Genomic DNA, 16,221 nt, shown 5'->3' with positions numbered 1-16,221 from the left:
TCCGTCGCACTGTCACCCGAACAGCCCGCAGGGCCCGGTACCTCGGAAGAGGTACCGGGCCCTGCGGGGACTGCTTGCGTTCCGCTCCGGGGTCTAGTCCAGGTAGTCGCGGAGGACCTGGGAACGGGACGGGTGGCGCAGCTTGGACATCGTCTTCGACTCGATCTGGCGGATGCGCTCGCGCGTCACCCCGTAGACCTTGCCGATCTCGTCGAGGGTCTTCGGCTGGCCGTCGGTGAGGCCGAAGCGCATGGAGACCACGCCCGCCTCACGCTCGCTGAGCGTGTCCAGGACGGAGTGCAGCTGCTCCTGGAGCAGGGTGAAGCTGACGGCGTCGGCCGGCACGACCGCTTCGGAGTCCTCGATGAGGTCACCGAACTCGCTGTCGCCGTCCTCACCCAGGGGGGTGTGGAGGGAGATCGGCTCGCGGCCGTACTTCTGGACCTCGATGACCTTCTCCGGGGTCATGTCGAGCTCCTTGGCCAGCTCCTCCGGGGTGGGCTCGCGGCCCAGGTCCTGGAGCATCTGGCGCTGGACGCGCGCGAGCTTGTTGATGACCTCGACCATGTGCACCGGGATACGGATGGTGCGGGCCTGGTCGGCCATCGCGCGCGTGATGGCCTGGCGGATCCACCAGGTCGCGTAGGTGGAGAACTTGTAGCCCTTGGTGTAGTCGAACTTCTCGACCGCACGGATCAGACCGAGGTTGCCCTCCTGGATCAGGTCCAGGAAGAGCATGCCGCGGCCGGTGTAGCGCTTGGCCAGCGAGACCACCAGGCGGAGGTTGGCCTCCAGGAGGTGGTTCTTGGCGCGGCGCCCGTCCTCGGCGATGATCTCCAGCTCGCGCTTGAGCTTCGGGGCGAGCTTGTCGGAGTTCGCCAGCTTGTCCTCGGCGAACAGGCCCGCCTCGATGCGCTTGGCGAGCTCCACCTCCTGCTCGGCGTTGAGGAGGGGGACCTTGCCGATCTGCTTCAGGTAGTCCTTGACCGGGTCGGCGGTGGCACCGGCGACGGCGACCTGCTGCGCGGGAGCGTCGTCCTCGTCGTCGTCGGAGAGGACGAAGCCCTTGTTCTCGCCGGTCTCGTCCTCCTCCTCGCCCTTGCCCGGGGTCGGGGTCTCCTCCACGAGGTCCTCGTCGAGGAGCTCGTCGGCGTCCTTCTTCGCGGCGGTCTTCTTGGCCGCCGTCTTCTTGACGGCGGTCTTCTTGGCCACCGTCTTCTTCGCCGCCGCCTTCTTGGCAACGGCCTTCTTGGCGGGCGCGTCCGCGCTCTCGTCGTCGCCGTACGCCGCGGAGGCGGACGTGGCGGACGCCGAGGACGCGGTCTGCCGTGCCGTGACCGTCTTGGAGGCGACGGCCTTGGTGGCGGTGCGCTTCGCCGGGCTCTTCGCTGCGACGCTCTTGCGGGTGCGCTTGGGCGCCTCGGCGGCACTGACCATCAGCGTCACACCCTCCTCGTCGAGGACCTGGTTGAGGCTGCGCAGAACGTTCTTCCACTGGGTTGGCGGAATCTGGTCAGCCTCGAAGGCCCGACGCACGTCGTCGCCGGCGATCTGCCCCTCGGCCTTTCCCTGCTCGATGAGCGCCATCAGAGACTCGGATTCGGCGATCTCCGGCGGGAGCGTACGGGATGTGCTGGCCGACACGAACAACCTCTCGGAACGATGGAAACGGCTTCCGGCCCCGGCTCGCCCTGATCGGGGAACCGGTTCCGACGACCGCCGGCAAGGATGAACCGACGGCGCGCGGGTGATGGGATGCAGACGGACACAGCGCCCCGGACGAGGCCGGTATTCCCTCCGCGTCCACCACCTCTTTAGTCATCGCACTGCCTCAAGGAGCGTTACGCCCAATCCTCGTGGCCCGAGTCACACCCCAAAACAGAATGAATGCCTGTTCAACTGGACAAAACACTCTACTTCCTGGCGTCCCGGTCCGAGTTCCGGGAGGGGCGCAGGGGCCGGCGGACGGCTCACGCGTGCGGCCGCGCATCCGGCCGCACGCGTGGACCCCGTGCCGGCCCTGCGCGTGCGGCCCTTCTGTACGACCCCACTCGTACCGTCCCGCTCCTCTTGGCGGTCAGTGCTCGCGCGGCGCGGGCACCACGCGCTCGACGTCCGGGTGGGCGACGAGCAGCTGCCGCATGGCAGCCTCGGCCCCGGCCCCGTCGCCCGCGCCGACGGCGTCGACGATGCGGAGGTGGTGCCCCACGCCGGCTTCGGTGGGGCGGTCGCAGCCGCCGGCGGGCGCGCCCGAGACGTGCAGGGCGGAGGAGACGATGCCGGCGAGGTGCTCCAGCATGCGGTTGCCGGCGACCTGGAGGAGCAGGGAGTGGAACTCGGCGTCGGCGCGGGTGAAGGTCAGCGAGTCGCCCTGGGCCAGGGCGTGGCCCATGATCTCGGCCATGTCGGCCAGGCGCTGCTGGACGTCCTCGCGGCCGTGTCCGGCGGCGAGGCGGGCGGCCAGCGGCTCGATGGTCCAGCGCAGCTCGCACAGCTCGCGGCGCTGGTCGTCCCGCTGCGGGCCGAAGGCCCGCCACTCGATGATGTCGGGGTCGAGGAGGTTCCAGTCGCTGACGGGGCGGACGCGGGTGCCGACGTTGGGGCGCGCGCTGACGAGGCCCTTCGCCTCCAGGACGCGCAGGGACTCGCGGACGACGGTCCTGGAGACCTCGAAGCGCTGCCCGATCTCTTCGGGGACGAGCGGGCGGTCCGCGCCCAGGTCGCCCGAGACGATCATCTGGCCGAGCTGCTGCACGAGCTGGCCGTGCAGGCCCCGGCCCCGGCTGCCGGCGGCCCTGCGGCCGGCGCGGCTGAGCTCCGCCTCGCCGTCCCAGGCGGGCGGTGCTCCGCGGTCGGCCCCCGGGGCCTCCGCGTAGGAGTAGCGGTCAAGCTCGCCCGGGCCTGCGAGGCCGGAGTCGGCGGGGCGAGCCGCGGTCATCATGGTGTGCGCAAGGGTACTCACGCCTCCTTTGTCGGCGACACCTCGAGGTCCCTTGAGGTCTTTGGTGAAAAGCACACGAAAGGGTGATCGCCCATTACCTCACAATTGACGGCCAAACGGACAGAATCGGGCACTCTCCGAGATGGCTCATATGCGGAGCGTGACCGTCGCGGCCTGCGAACTCCGCACGTGAGAGGGGCCTCCGGGGCCCCCGGCCGCCGCGGCGACGGCCCTCACCGCGGCCTCCCGCGGAACACGGCGAGGACGTAGGCCCCGAGGAGCGTCCCGAGCGACAACGCGAGCGCCCAGCCGACCGGCTGGGAGACCAGCCGCAGCGCCGTCGAGACACCGCGGTCCATGCCGGAGGGCCACTGCACGATCGCGGCGGAGCGCAGGCGCTCCGGCAGCCCGACGAGCGAGCGGGCCGCGGGCTCGGCGAGCACGCTGCCGAGGACGGGCACGACGAGCGTCGGCACGGCCAGGACCGCGACCACCCCCAGCGCCGTCGACCGGAACAGCCCGGCGGCCAGCAGCCCCGCCCAGGCGCAGCCCAGGGTCAGCGCCGTCCAGCCCGCCAGCAGCACGGCCCAGTCGCGCGGGAGGGAGACGACGTCGTTGCCGAAGAGCAGCCCCAGGGCGCCGGCGTCGAGGAAGAGGGAGGCGAGGGCCAGCAGCACCGCCGCCACGGCGGTGACGGTGAGCTTGGCGAAGAGCAGGCCGAGGCGGCGCGGGACGGTGCCCTGGTCCGGGGCGAGGGCGGGGTAGCGGAACTCCTGGCCGAAGGCGAGCGCGCCGATGAGGCCGGCCCCGAAGACGGCGGGGGGCAGCGGCAGCAGGTCCGGCCAGCCGGTGATCACGCGCGGCCCGGGGGTGTTCCCGGACCTGGCGAGGAGGACGGCGACGAGCAAGGAGGCGGCGAGGGAAACGGCCGTCACGATCCAGCCGGTCCGCACTCCCGTGGCGCGGCGCAGCTCGTACCGCAGCGGCCAGGCCGGGTCGGGCGCCGGGAGCCGGGGCTGGAGGCGCGGGAGCTGAACGGGGCCGGCGGCCGCGGCGTCCGGCGTGTCCGCGCGGCCGCCTTCGGGCGCCTCCGCCGGGGGCGGCGCGGAGGGAGAGGGGGCGGACGGGGCGGGCCTGCGGCCGTCGGCCCGCAGCAGCGGGGGTACGGGGCCGGTGTCGCCGATCTCCTCGGTCAGCCGGTGGAGGAGGATGCCGTGCCGGTAGGCGGTCTCGCCGACGACGGCGCAGGTGCTGCCGTAGACGGACAGCTTGCTGCCGCCTTCCTGTACGACCTCCACGGCCTGCGCGCCCTCGGTGGCTTCCGCCTCGTCGGCCTCGGTACTGAGGGCGTGGGCGAGGCGGCTCGCCAGCGGCGAGTGGACGGCGACGCGCGGCCGCAGGCGGGTGCGGGAGAACTCGGCGGCCTCCTGGTCGGCGATCAGGCGGCCCTCGTCGATGGTGACGACCCGGTCGGCGATGCGGGCCGCTTCCTTGGGGTCGTGCGAGGTGACGAGGACGGCGCCGCCGTGGTCCGCGTAGGCCCGCAGCATGCCGTGCAGCCAGGCCGTCTCGCGGGGCGAGAGCTCGTGGCTGGGCTCGTCCAGGACGAGGGTGTGGGGGTCGCCGAGGAGGGCGGCGGCGAGACCGAGGCGGCGGTCCATGCCCAGCGAGAAGTCGCCGAGGCGCTGGCCTGCCAGGCCGCTCAGGCCGACGACCTCCAGGACGTCGTCGGCGCGCTCGGCGGGGACGCCCGCGGCGGCGCTGAGCATGCGGAGGTGACCCCGGGCAGTACGGGCCGGGTGGCCGGGGACGTCCCCGAGGACGACACCGATCTCGCGGGTGGGGTGCGGGACGCGGTCCAGGGGGCGGCCGTGGAAGAGCGCGACGCCGCGCCCGGGGTCGAGGCGCAGCAGGAGGCGCAGGGCGCTGGTCTTGCCCGCACCGGGGGCGCCGAGCAGGACGGTGACCCGGCCGGAGCGGGCCTCGAAGGTGAGGTCGTCGACGGCGGGGAACCGGTTTCGCTGGGGGGCGCTGGTGAGTCCGATGGCCTGGATCATGGCTTCTCTCGCGGGGCGTGAGACGGCTCGGCGGCACCCCTCGGCCCGCTCGGTGACCGAGGCGGCCGAGGGCGCAGGGGATCGCTGGGACGTACGGCAGCACCGTAACCCGGTATGTCCGAATTGCCATGCAATGTAGGCAGTTGTAAGCGTGTCCCCTCATGGGCATGCGCTCCTGCGCATGCGCATGCGCATGCCCGGCCGGCGGGCGCCGCCGCGGCCTGCGACCCTCCGGCGTGGCGGCCGGGCGGCGCGGGCCGGTGGGGGCTAGGCCTCGGGGCGCAGCATGGGCGGGTTGAGGAGCGTGGCCCCGCCGGCCCGGAAGAGCTGGGCCGGACGGCCGCCCTGACGCGTCGTCGTCCCGCCGGTGGGCACCAGGAAGCCGGGGGTGCCCGTCACCTTCCGGTGGAAGTTGCGGGGGTCGAGGGCGACGCCCCACACCGCCTCGTAGACCCGGCGCAGCTCGCCGACGGTGAACTCCTGGGGGCAGAACGCCGTGGCCAGCGAGGAGTATTCGATCTTGGACCGGGCGCGCTCGACGCCGTCGGCGAGGATCTGCGCGTGGTCGAAGGCCAGGGGCGTCACCTGCTCGCCGTCGCGGCCGTAGCCGGCCTCCTGGTCCAGCAGTTCCTCCACCGGCGCCCAGCGCACGCTGCGCGCGTCTCCCCCGGGGCGCGGAGCGGGCAGGTCCGGCGCGAGCGCCAGATGCGCGACGCTCACCACCCGCATGCGCGGGTCGCGCTTCGGATCGCCGTACGTGGCGAGCTGCTCCAGGTGGGCGGCGTTGGGCAGTACGGGGCCCGCGGGGTCGTGGGCGTTGAGCCCGGTCTCCTCGGCCAGCTCCCGCGCGGCGGCGGTCGTCAGGTCCTCATCGCCCCGCACGAACCCGCCCGGCAGCGCCCAGCGACCCTGGTACGGCGCCTCACCGCGGCGCACGGCCAGCGCGCACAGCGCGTGCCTTCGCACGGTGAGCACGACCAGGTCGACGGTGACAGCGAAGGGCGGAAAGGCCGACGGGTCGTAGGGCATGACGCGATCATAGTCGTCTTCCTGACGATAAACAGGGTCTTGCGAAGGGCCGGGGAACGCCCCCTCCGCGAGCCTCGGCAGCACCCCGCTCACACCCCCAGTTGCAGGCCGTCGGCGGCTTCCTCGACCATGCCGAGGCCGAGCCTGCTGATCCGCATCGAGAAGGGCTGCTCGGCGATGCGCAGCCCGGTGAACCTGAGCGCCCCGAGCGGCGCGGTGTGCAGCGGCCGCACCGCGACGCAGCCCGCCGGCGCGTCGGGCCGCAGACCGGCGAGCGCGGTCAGCAAGTGCACCGCGCCCGCGGCGGCGACGGCAGCGGGACGGCAGGCGGCCGGGTGCGGCAGCGGCGCGCTCCCGGCCGTGCGCTGCTCCCCCGCGTACATCTCCGGCAGCCGGTGCCCGAAGGCGGCCGCCGCGTCCAGGGTGCCGCGCAGCAGCGCGCCGGCCTCCTTCTCGTATCCGGCGGAGGCCAGGCCCGCCACGGCCACGGCCGTCTCGTGGACCCGGACCGCGCCGCTGCGGTGACCGAAGGGGTTGTGCCCCGGCTCCTTCGCCCCGAGGCTGCGCAGGCCCCAGCCGGAGTCGAGCGCCGGGCCGCCGAGCAGCCGGGCGAGCTGTTCGGTCTGCACCTTGTCGAGCAGGCCCGGCGCAAGCATCCCTCCGCCCAGCAGGCCCGTGTCGAGGAGGTGCGCGGCGGAACCGCCCAGGTGCGGTATCCGGCGCCCTTCGGGTGTGCGGGCGGCCGCGGGGCGCCCGCCGCCCGGATCCTCCACCCAGAAGTCCTCGCGGAACCGTCCGCGCAGGCCGGCCGCCCAGCTCCGCCACTGCTCGGCCCCGGGGCGGCCGCAGGCGTCGAGGAGGTCGGCCCCGAGCAGCGCCGCGCGGTGGGCGTGCGCCTGCGTCTCGCACCGGTACGGCCCGCCGGGCACCGGGTCCGCGAGGTAGCCGTCCTCGCCCGCCGCGGCCCGCAGCCACGCGAGGCAGCGCTCGGCGGCGGGCAGCAGCACCTCCGTCTCCCGCTCCGGAAGCCCCCACCGGCGGGCCTCCGCCAGGACGACGGGGAACAGCAACGTGGCCTCGATGCCGGTGCAGCCGGGCGGCAGGTGCGCCCCGGCGTGGCGCAGGGCTCCGGGGATCCGCCCGCTGTCGGGGCCCTGTCCCGCCAGCTGCGTACGGGCCAGGGTGCGCAGTGTGCCGGCGGCCAGCCGGACGCCGAGGGGCAGCGTCATCCGCGCCGCCCAGAGGGCCTCGGCGGGGGCGAGGCCGCAGCGCCAGGGGACGCCGGCCGCCAGATGGACGTCACCGGGGCTGCCGGGGTCGCGCACGAGCAGCGCACGGAGATCGTCGAGGGCCGCGGCGAGCAGGGCACCCGCCCGCGGGTCGTCCCCCTCCGCCTGCGGGTCGCCCCAGGGCACGCTCGCCGGGCGCCCAGGAGGGACGGCCGCCTCGGGCTGCCGGACCCTGCCGGGCTGCTCGGGCAGGACGCGCAGCTCGATGCTCCGCGTGCCTCCCGGCGGCAGCTCGATCTCCCAGCACAGCAGCCCGGCCGACGCCAGGGCGTCCCCCGGCGGAGGATCGGCGGTGACCGCAGCCTGTGCTTCCGCCGTGGACCACCGCAGGCCGGAGGCGTGCACCCCGGCGGGGACCTCGGGCCCGGCCGCCCCCGCCGCGACCGCGCTCAGCTCCGCGAGGTCGGTGCCCAGGGAGACCTCGACGGGCAGCCGCAGCGCACGGGCCGCGGTACTGCGCAGGGCGATCCGCTCGACGCCCTCGGCCGAACGCAGCCGCTCGACCGTGACGGCGGGGTCGGGCCCCGAATCCGCGGCCGTCCTCACGGCGCCGACGAAGCGGGCGCGGTCGGCGCCGAGCATCCGCCCCTGCACGGGCAGCGGCTCGGCGCCGCCGACCCTCAGCCGGCAGCGGGCCAGGAGCCGGCGCCCGCCGCGGTAGAAGCCGTCGAGCCCCTGCCCGGTCATCTGCCCGTGCTCCCCGGAGATCGCCAGGGCCGGCAGGGCGACGCAGATCATGGCCGTGTGGACGGGCTGCGGAGCGGGCGGGCGCCCCGGGGCGGGGCGCTGGGGCGGACCATGCCGGGGCCGGGGCGGCTGGCCATGGGGGACGATGCCTTGCACTTGACTGCGCTCCCCTGTGGGTGTCACGGACCGGGACGGCGGACGACGATTGCGGGCCACACGGATGAACGGCGCCGGGCCCGCCGAGGTCACGGTGTGGGGGGCCGCCTGTGTGGGCCATGGGTTCACTGCGGCCGCTCCTCCCGGCTGCGGTCCCCCTTGCGGGGGCTCCTGCGCCGCGTGCGGGGCTTGCCGGCGGGCCCGGCCGGGCCCCCGGGGCCGGTGCTGCCCGCGGGACCGCCGGGCCGCGTCCGCCGGCGGGCACCCCGCGTGCTGCCGGTGCCTTGCGGCGCCGAAATCGCCGAGCCCGTCGAGGCTGCCGCGGCTTCCAGGCGCTCCACCTCGGCCCGGACGGCGTCCTGAAGCGCCCGGTCGGCCTGTTCCTGCCGCAGGCACTGGCGGAGCGGCTCGGGATCCAGCCCTTCGTTGCACGCGCGGTAGAGCAGCTGAGCGAAGACGTACTCGGGATCGGCGGTGAGCGCCCGGCTCAGCGCGACCCGGGCCTCCGGCTGGTCGTCCGCGGCCCAGGCCACCCAGCCGGCGAGGGTGACGGGAGCCGCCGCGTACTCCGCGTACGGATACACGCAGCGGCGGGCCAGGGCGCGCCACAGCCTCAGCACGGCGGCGGCTCGCGGGCCCTCCATCCACTCCGCGGCCCGGTCGCGCGCGACGCGGTCCTGCAGACCCACGATGACCGTGGCGGCTTCTTCGTCGGTGAGGAGGGAGTCGTCGCGCGCGTCGGCCGCGGGCCTGGCGGGGAGCGGCGGCGTCCCGTCGAAGCGGTCGGCCAGGGTCCGCGCGAGGGCGAGCGCCTCCTGCCGCACGGGCTCGCAGCCGGCGCCGCCGAGGATGCGGGGCACCATCGCAAAGGCCGCGGCGTCAAGCGCCTTGCGCTGTTGCTCCGCCCTCTCCCCCGTGAGGGGTTCGTACCGCTCCTCCATCTCGCGCAGGGTGCCGCGCACCTCGATGCCGGCGTAGGTGGCGGCGGCCGCCATGACCGACGTGCCGGGCAGGGAGAGGGGGGTGCCGTCAGGCGGGCAGCAGCGGGGGTCGGGGCAGCAGTACGACCAGAACCGGCCGCCGGAGATGCACAGGGCCTCGTGCACGGGCATGTCCAGGCGGCCGCAGGCGCGGCGCAGGCTCTGGGCGAGCGGGCGCAGCCGCTCCATCACCTGCTGCGCCGTCTGCCCGCCGGCGGCGTCGGGGTCCTGGCAGAAGAAGATGACCACGCCGTCGGGGCGGCTGCCGCGCCTGCTGCTGCCGGTCAGGAGGGTCTCGGCGAGCTGGTCGCAGACCTCCGGCCACTCTTCGCCGCTGCGCGGGATGCCGAGCCGGAGCCGGCCCCCGAAGCGGCCCCGGTCGCCGTGCAGCGCGACGAGGACCACGCTGTCGGTCGGGTGGAAGCCGAGGAGATACGGAAGGGCGTCGGCCAGCTCGGCCGGGGAGCGGAGGGTGACCTGCTGCTCGGGGTCCGGGCCCGGTGCGCCGGGCTCGCCGGCGGACGGGGAGGAGGGGACGGAGGGACGGGAGGATTCGTTGTGCTGCGTCATGGCCCGAGAGTCCCGCGGCCCCGCCGGAGCCCGCCAGGCCTGTGGATAACTCCGGAATATGGTCCTACTAATGCTGTGGACTGGGGTTTTCCACAGCCGGCCGGGCCCGTTCGCGCATTGTCAGTGCACTCGTGTTGCATGGGGGCATGACGAACGAAGACCTCCGCGCCTCGGCCGACGCCGTCCTGGCCCGCCTCGTCGGCGACACCACGGGCACGGCGAGACTGCGCGAGGACCAGTGGGTGGCGATCGAGGCGCTGGTCGCCCACCACCGCCGCGCCCTGGTCGTGCAGCGGACGGGCTGGGGCAAGTCGGCGGTGTACTTCGTCGCGACCGCCCTGCTGCGGGCCCGCGGCAGCGGCCCCACGGTGATCGTCTCGCCGCTGCTGGCCCTGATGCGCAACCAGGTGGACGCCGCGGCGCGGGCGGGCATCCGCGCCCGCACGATCAACTCCGCCAACGTCGAGGAGTGGGACACCGTCCAGGCCGAGGTGGCGGCCGGCGAGGTCGACGTGCTCCTCGTGTCGCCGGAGCGGCTGAACAACCCCGACTTCCGCGATCAGGTCCTGCCCAAGCTCGCCGCGGCGACCGGTCTTCTCGTCGTCGACGAGGCCCACTGCATCTCCGACTGGGGCCACGACTTCCGGCCCGACTACCGCCGGCTGCGCACCATGCTGGCCGACCTGCCGCCCGGCGTGCCCGTCCTCGCCACGACCGCCACCGCCAACGCCCGCGTCACCGCCGACGTCGCCGAGCAGCTGGGCACGGGCGAGGAGTCGACCCGGGCGCTGGTGCTGCGCGGCCCGCTGGACCGCGAGAGCCTGAGCCTCGGGGTGCTGCAGCTGCCCGACGCCGCGCACCGGCTGGCCTGGCTCGCCGACCACCTCGGCGAGCTCCCCGGCTCGGGCATCATCTACACCCTCACCGTCGCGGCCGCCGAGGAGGTCACCGCGTTCCTGCGCCGGTGCGGCCACACCGTCACCGCGTACACGGGCAAGACGGAGAACGCGGACCGCCAGCAGGCCGAGGAGGATCTGCTCGCCAACCGCGTCAAGGCGCTCGTCGCCACCTCAGCGCTGGGCATGGGCTTCGACAAGCCCGACCTGGGCTTCGTGGTCCACCTGGGCTCCCCCTCCTCCCCCATCGCCTACTACCAGCAGGTCGGCCGCGCCGGCCGCGGCGTCGAGCACGCCGAGGTCCTCCTGCTCCCGGGCAAGGAGGACGAGGCGATCTGGAAGTACTTCGCGTCCCTCGCCTTCCCTCCGGAGGACCAGGTCCGCCGCACGCTGGAGGTGCTCGCCGCCTCGGACCGGCCCGTCTCCCTGCCGGCCCTCGAGCCCCGGGTCGAGCTGCGGCGCTCCCGCCTGGAGACCATGCTCAAGGTCCTCGACGTCGACGGCGCCGTGCACCGGGTGCGGGGCGGCTGGACGGCGACGGGACGCCCGTGGACGTACGACGCCGAGCGCTACGCCTGGGTCGAGCGGCAGCGCGGCGCGGAGCAGCAGGCGATGCGCGACTACGCCACCACGACGCAGTGCCGGATGGAGTTCCTGCGCCGCCAGCTGGACGACGAGCAGGCGGCCCCGTGCGGGCGCTGTGACAACTGCGCGGGTCCGCGCTTCTCCGCGGATGTCTCGGCCGGGGCCCTCGACGCCTCGCGGGGCGAGCTGGGCCGCCCGGGCGTGGAGGTCGAGCCGCGCCGGATGTGGCCGACGGGGATGCCCGCGGTCGGTGTCGACCTCAAGGGCCGCATCCCGGCGGGCGAGCAGGCCGCGACCGGCCGTGCCCTCGGGCGGCTGTCCGACATCGGCTGGGGCAACCGGCTGCGCCCCTTGCTCGCACCGCAAACGCCGGACGGGCCTGTTCCGGATGATGCGGCGGCCGCGGTGGTGACCGTGCTGGCCGACTGGGCCCGCGGTCCCGGCGGTTGGGCCTCCGGTGCCGCGGACGCCCCCGCACGCCCCGTGGGTGTCGTCGCGCTCGCCTCGCGGACGCGGCCGCAGCTGATCCGCTCGCTCGCCGAGCGCATCGCCTCCGTCGGCCGGATGCCCCTGCTCGGCACCGTCGAGTACGGCGGCGCGGACAGCGACACCCGGGTGCCGCGCACCAACAGCGCCCAGCGGCTGCGGGCGCTGGACGGCGCGCTGACCGTCCCGCCGGAGCTCGCGGCGGCGCTGGCCTCCGCCGGCGGGCCCGTCCTGCTGGTCGACGACTTCACCGACACCGGGTGGACGCTGGCCGTGGCCGCCCGGCTGCTGCGGCGGGCCGGAGCGGCCGAGGTGTTCCCGATGGTGCTGGCGGTGCAGGGCTAGCCGCGCCCGGCCTGAGGGGCCGGCGGGGGCGGCCGGGGCGCCATGAGCCGCGCGCCGCCGGCCATTGGCGCCAATTGATCGTTGCCGCAGGCCCGCGGCACGGCGAGAATTGGACCGATCCCGCTCTCGTCCGTCCACGGCCCGCCGGGACGGCCGTCGTGGCACGCACTCCTGCCCGCCGCCGCCCGGCCCGTGGCATGCAGCCGAAGGGAGGGTCATGGCCTTCGACTTCGCACCGCCCCCGCCTGCCGAGCCCGGACACCGGCTCAGCCGGATGCTCGAGCCCTCCGAGTGGGCCGCGGCCGGAATTCCCCTGCTGCGCAATCCGCGCGAGGTGATCACCGGTCTGCACGCCCGCCATCTGCCGGCGCCGTCGACAGCCGTCGTCGCCGTCCTCGACCACGACGAACGGCTCACGGCGAGCGCTTCGTTCGTCCGCCGGCCCACCCCGCCCGACGGCTGGGAGCTGCGCAACGCACTCCTCGCCCAATTGCGCAGGGTGACCCCGCACGACCTGCGGCGGCGCACCCCGGTCCGGACGGCCGTGCTGCTCTACTGCCGTGCGGGCGAGGCCCATTGGACCGAAGAGGACGGGGCGTGGATGTGGGGCCTGCGTGACGCCTGCACGCTGCACGGGCTGCGCTGCGGGGCGTACATCACGCTGACCGCGGGCGGCTGGCAGATTCTCGGCGAAGGCCGCAGCGGACGCCGGCCGCGCTCACCGGAGCACCCTCCGGCGCCCATATCGTCGGGCGGCGGCGGTGCGCCCCAAGCACACCGCCACACAGCAGCCCGCTGACGGCCGCCGGGGGGCGGGCATCGCACGCCGGGGCACCACACACCTGCGTACAGGTCTGGGGCACCACACACCCGCGTACAGGACCGGGGCACCACACACCCGCATACAGAAACGGATCCCTACGGCCACCCCGCCGGGGGGGGGGTGACCGCAAGGATCCGTCCTCAGACGCCCGCGGAGATCAGGGCGTTGACGCGCTGGGGGTCGCCACAGACGATCATCAGCGCGCCGGCGCGGGACATTGCCACGGGCAGCGCGCGGGCGATCGCATCGTCCGCGCCGCCGTTGACGGCGACGACCACGACGGGCCGGGAGCCGGCCCGGTCCGCGTCGGCGGCCGCGTAGAAGACGTCGTCACGGGCATCGTGCTGCGCCCAGTAGGACGCCTCACCGAAGGACAGCTCGTGCGCGGCCCAGGGGTGCGGGTCGCCGGTCGTGAGCACCAGGATCTCGCCGGGCGCGCGGCCGGTGTCGAGCAGCAGGTCGACGGCCTCGTCCGCGGCGTCCAGGGCACCCTGCACGGAGGCGGGGATCAGCTGGACCTGCGGACCGGCGGCGGCCGCGGCCGGCCGCGCCGCGGCGGGCCGGGACGGAGCCGGGGCCGGCACCGGGCCGCGCTGGGCGGCGGGGCCGGGCCGCGGGGCCGGACGGGGGCCAGGAACAGGGCGGGGGGTCGGCGTCGTACGGCCGGGGGCCGGCACGGCGCTGGGACCCGGGACACTCTCGTGAATCTGAGGCTCCTCGGGGATGAGAGGCATGAGTTGATGTTTATCAAACGCCGGTGCGAGTCGCGTCGGCGGGTGGCGGTCAGGGCCGCTCAGAATTCGAAACCGAGCTGGCCACCGGCCTCCAGTGAAGCTGTGTCGGGGACGCTGCGAACCCGCTTGAGGTGCTGCCACCTGGGCAGCGCGTCCAGATAGGACCAGGACAGCCGGTGATGCGGGGTGGGGCCCAGCGCCTCCAGGGCGGCGCGGTGCACCGGCGAGGGGTATCCGGCGTTGTCACAGAAGCCGAAGTCTTCGTAGCCGGCGCCCAGTTCCGCCATCATGGCGTCGCGCCGGACCTTGGCGAGCACGGACGCCGCCGCGACGACCACGCAGGACTGGTCGCCCTTGATGACCGTGCGGACCCGCCAGGGATCGCCGAGGTAGTCGTGCTTGCCGTCGAGGATCACCATCTCCGGCCGGACGGGCAGTGCCTCCAGGGCACGGTTCGCCGCCAGCCGCAGGGCCGCCGTCATGCCCAGCTCGTCGATCTCCTGTGGGGAGGAGTGGCCGAGCGCGTGGGCGGTGACCCAGCTCTCCAGCTGCCCGGCGAGGGCCGTCCGCCGCTTGGGCGTCAGCAGCTTGGAGTCGGTGAGGCCCTCGGGAGGGCGGCGCAGCCCTGTGACGGCCGCGCACACGGTGACCGGGCCGGCCCAGGCGCCCCGGCCGACCTCGTCGAGCCCGGCGACGACCTTGGCTCCGGTCGTTGCGCGCAAGGAGCGCTCGACGGTGTGGGTAGGCGGTTCGTACGGCATGGCGCCAGCAAGCGTACGCCCCTGCGGGTGGCCCGAGTAGCCCCGCCCCCTCCCCTTTCTTCCGGCCGGTTCCATTCCGGTTTCCCGCGGGTACGCAGGCGCCTCTCCTGCTGGTACTCCCGCACCCTTCCCGCGGGTACGCCGGCACCCGCGGGCCCGGTCGCCCGGGCCGCCGCTCAGCCCCGGCCGGCGGCGCCTACCTGCGGCCCGCGCCCGTGGGAAGCCAGCCCGGGAGCTGCTCGGTGCGCCGCAGCCAGTCGCCGGGCGGCGTGCCCCGCTCGCCCGCGGCGACCACTCCGCCGACGATGGCGCAGTTGGTGTCCACGTCACCACCGACCTGCGCCGTGGTCCAGAAGGCGGACTCGTACGACGTGAGGTTGCGCGCGGCGGACCACAGGGCGAACGGCACGGTGTCGTGCGCGCTGGTGCGCCGTCCGCAGCCGAGGACGGCGGCGACGGTGGTCGGGTCGCCGTAGTCGAGCATGTCCCGCGCACGGCGCAGCCCCGCCTGGACGGCGCTGCGCGGCACGAGGGCGATGACGCCGTCCAGGAGCGCCTCGGGGGCGGGAGGCCCGGCCTGCCCCGCGGCGAGGGCCGCCGCGGCGGCCACGGCCATGGTCCCGGCGACCGCCTCGCGGTGCTGGTGCGTGGTGTACGCGGAGATCTCGGCCTGGTGCGTGGCCTGTTCCGGGTCGTCCGCGTACCAGGCGCCGAGCGGGGCGATGCGCATGGCCGCGCCGTTGCCCCAGGAGCCCTGCCCGTTGAAGAGGGCCGAGGCCAGCTCGCGCCAGTCGCCGCCCTCCCTGACCAGGCGCAGCATGCGGCCCACGGCCGGCCCGTATCCCCGGTCGAAATCGTGGTGCTCCGCGAAGGAGCGGGCGAGCGCGTCCTGGTCGATGCGCCCGTGCCCGGCGAGGACGGCCAGCACGGAGCAGGCCATCTCGGTGTCGTCGGTCCACTGCCAGGGGGAGGGGGGCAGCTCGCGGCGCTTGAGGGACGGGTAGTTGCCGGGGACGAAGAACTGGGAGCCGAGGGCATCGCCGAGGGCCAGCCCGCGCAGGCTCGCCAGTGCGCGGTGGAATCGGTCAGCGGTCATCGCAGCGAACTCTAATTCCTTTCCGGCGGCCACGGTGATGTCTGAGCGGCTTCGGCGAGGTCCAAGCCGCTTCGGCGAGGTCCAAGCCGCTTCGGCGAGGCCTAGCCGGTGAAGCCGTACGGTTCGGGGGTGCACCACCGCTCGAAGGGCCGGTCGAGGTGGTACCGGCCGTCCGGCCCGAGGATCAGCGCGCGGCTCTCGGCGTTGCCCGGGTTCGACAGGGACTCGAACTCGGCGACCGTCCAGTGGAACCAGCGCATGCAGAAGAGCCGCATGGTCAGGCCGTGGGTGACCAGCAGGACGTTCGGCGGGTGGCCGGGGTCCTCGAAGCTGCGCCACAGGCTCTCCAGGAAGGCTCCGACGCGGTCGTAGACGTCGGCTCCGGACTCGCCCTGGGCGAAGCGGTAGAAGAAGTGGCCGTAGGTGTCCCGGTACGCCTTCTGCTTGCGCACGTCGACCGGGTCCTGCCAGTTCCCCCAGTCCTGCTCGCGCAGCCGCGGCTCCTCGCGGACGCGCACGCGGCCCGGGTCGAGCCCCAGGGCGTGGAAGGTCTGGTGGGCGCGCCGGTACGGCGAGACGTACGCCGAGACCCGCTCGTCCCCGAAGAGCTCGCGGAGCGGCCCCCCGGCCTCCCTGGCCTGCTTGCGGCCCCGCTCGGTCAGGCTCAGGGCGTGGTCGGGCTCCCGTTCGTAGACGGTGTCGTCGACGTTGCCCGCCGACTCGCCGTGCCGGATGAGAACGATGCGTCGGGGCCTTGCCATGCCGCCACCCTAGATCGAGCGCCGG

12 protein-coding genes are annotated in these 16,221 nt (G+C 74.7%); 2 read left to right on the top strand and 10 right to left on the bottom strand.

Features of this window, described 5'->3' with window-relative positions:
- Nucleotides 1–93 precede the first annotated feature (93 nt).
- The 6 genes from PS271_RS22455 to PS271_RS22430 all read right to left on the bottom strand — a co-directional run bounded on the left by PS271_RS22455 (nt 94) and on the right by PS271_RS22430 (nt 9,709).
- The gene (locus PS271_RS22455; protein WP_398384086.1) at nt 94–1,644 is read right to left on the bottom strand and encodes an RNA polymerase sigma factor; all 1,551 of its coding nucleotides are present in this window, start codon (nt 1,642–1,644) and stop codon (nt 94–96) included.
- A 433-nt stretch (nt 1,645–2,077) separates the two neighbouring features.
- Nucleotides 2,078–3,016 carry a FadR/GntR family transcriptional regulator gene (locus PS271_RS22450; protein WP_398384085.1) on the bottom strand — a complete coding sequence of 313 codons (939 nt, stop codon included), beginning with the start codon at nt 3,014–3,016 and terminating at the stop codon, nt 2,078–2,080.
- Between the two features lie 158 nt (nt 3,017–3,174).
- Complete coding sequence (locus PS271_RS22445) at nt 3,175–4,998, bottom strand: ABC transporter ATP-binding protein (RefSeq protein ID WP_398384084.1); 1,824 nt, start codon at nt 4,996–4,998, stop codon at nt 3,175–3,177.
- A 267-nt stretch (nt 4,999–5,265) separates the two neighbouring features.
- Nucleotides 5,266–6,027 carry an NUDIX hydrolase gene (locus PS271_RS22440; RefSeq protein ID WP_356274282.1) on the bottom strand — a complete coding sequence of 254 codons (762 nt, stop codon included), beginning with the start codon at nt 6,025–6,027 and terminating at the stop codon, nt 5,266–5,268.
- Nucleotides 6,028–6,116: 89 nt separating this feature from the next.
- On the bottom strand, nt 6,117–8,159 hold the full coding sequence (locus PS271_RS22435) for a glycogen debranching N-terminal domain-containing protein (RefSeq protein WP_398384082.1): 2,043 nt from the start codon (nt 8,157–8,159) through the stop codon (nt 6,117–6,119).
- A 125-nt stretch (nt 8,160–8,284) separates the two neighbouring features.
- Nucleotides 8,285–9,709 carry a DUF4192 domain-containing protein gene (locus PS271_RS22430; protein ID WP_398384080.1) on the bottom strand — a complete coding sequence of 475 codons (1,425 nt, stop codon included), beginning with the start codon at nt 9,707–9,709 and terminating at the stop codon, nt 8,285–8,287.
- Between the two features lie 146 nt (nt 9,710–9,855).
- Between PS271_RS22430 and PS271_RS22425 the strand changes: the two genes are divergently transcribed.
- Nucleotides 9,856–12,021, top strand: a complete 2,166-nt coding sequence (locus PS271_RS22425; RefSeq protein ID WP_398384078.1) for a RecQ family ATP-dependent DNA helicase — start codon at nt 9,856–9,858, stop codon at nt 12,019–12,021.
- Between the two features lie 217 nt (nt 12,022–12,238).
- Entirely contained in the window at nt 12,239–12,820 is a 582-nt protein-coding gene (locus tag PS271_RS22420; protein WP_398384076.1) for a hypothetical protein, read from the top strand.
- Between the two features lie 164 nt (nt 12,821–12,984).
- Here the strand turns inward: PS271_RS22420 and PS271_RS22415 are convergent, their stop codons facing one another.
- The 4 genes from PS271_RS22415 to PS271_RS22400 form a co-directional block, all read right to left on the bottom strand.
- Nucleotides 12,985–13,578, bottom strand: coding sequence for a hypothetical protein (locus PS271_RS22415; RefSeq protein WP_398384074.1), 594 nt, complete (start codon nt 13,576–13,578; stop codon nt 12,985–12,987).
- Nucleotides 13,579–13,637: 59 nt separating this feature from the next.
- Nucleotides 13,638–14,339, bottom strand: a complete 702-nt coding sequence (rnhB, locus tag PS271_RS22410) for a ribonuclease HII (protein WP_398384072.1) — start codon at nt 14,337–14,339, stop codon at nt 13,638–13,640.
- 196 nt (nt 14,340–14,535) lie between these two features.
- A complete protein-coding gene (locus PS271_RS22405; RefSeq protein ID WP_398384071.1) occupies nt 14,536–15,435 on the bottom strand; it encodes an ADP-ribosylglycohydrolase family protein in 900 nt (299 codons plus the stop codon).
- Nucleotides 15,436–15,536: 101 nt separating this feature from the next.
- Nucleotides 15,537–16,196: a histidine phosphatase family protein gene (locus PS271_RS22400; RefSeq protein WP_398384070.1), complete on the bottom strand. Its 660-nt coding sequence runs from the start codon at nt 16,194–16,196 to the stop codon at nt 15,537–15,539.
- Nucleotides 16,197–16,221: the final 25 nt, after the last annotated feature.

It is taken from the genome of Streptomyces sp. SCA2-17 (genome assembly GCF_044336695.1).
Note: the sequence above shows the minus strand (reverse complement) of the source record. Positions and strands in the feature narration are given on the sequence as shown.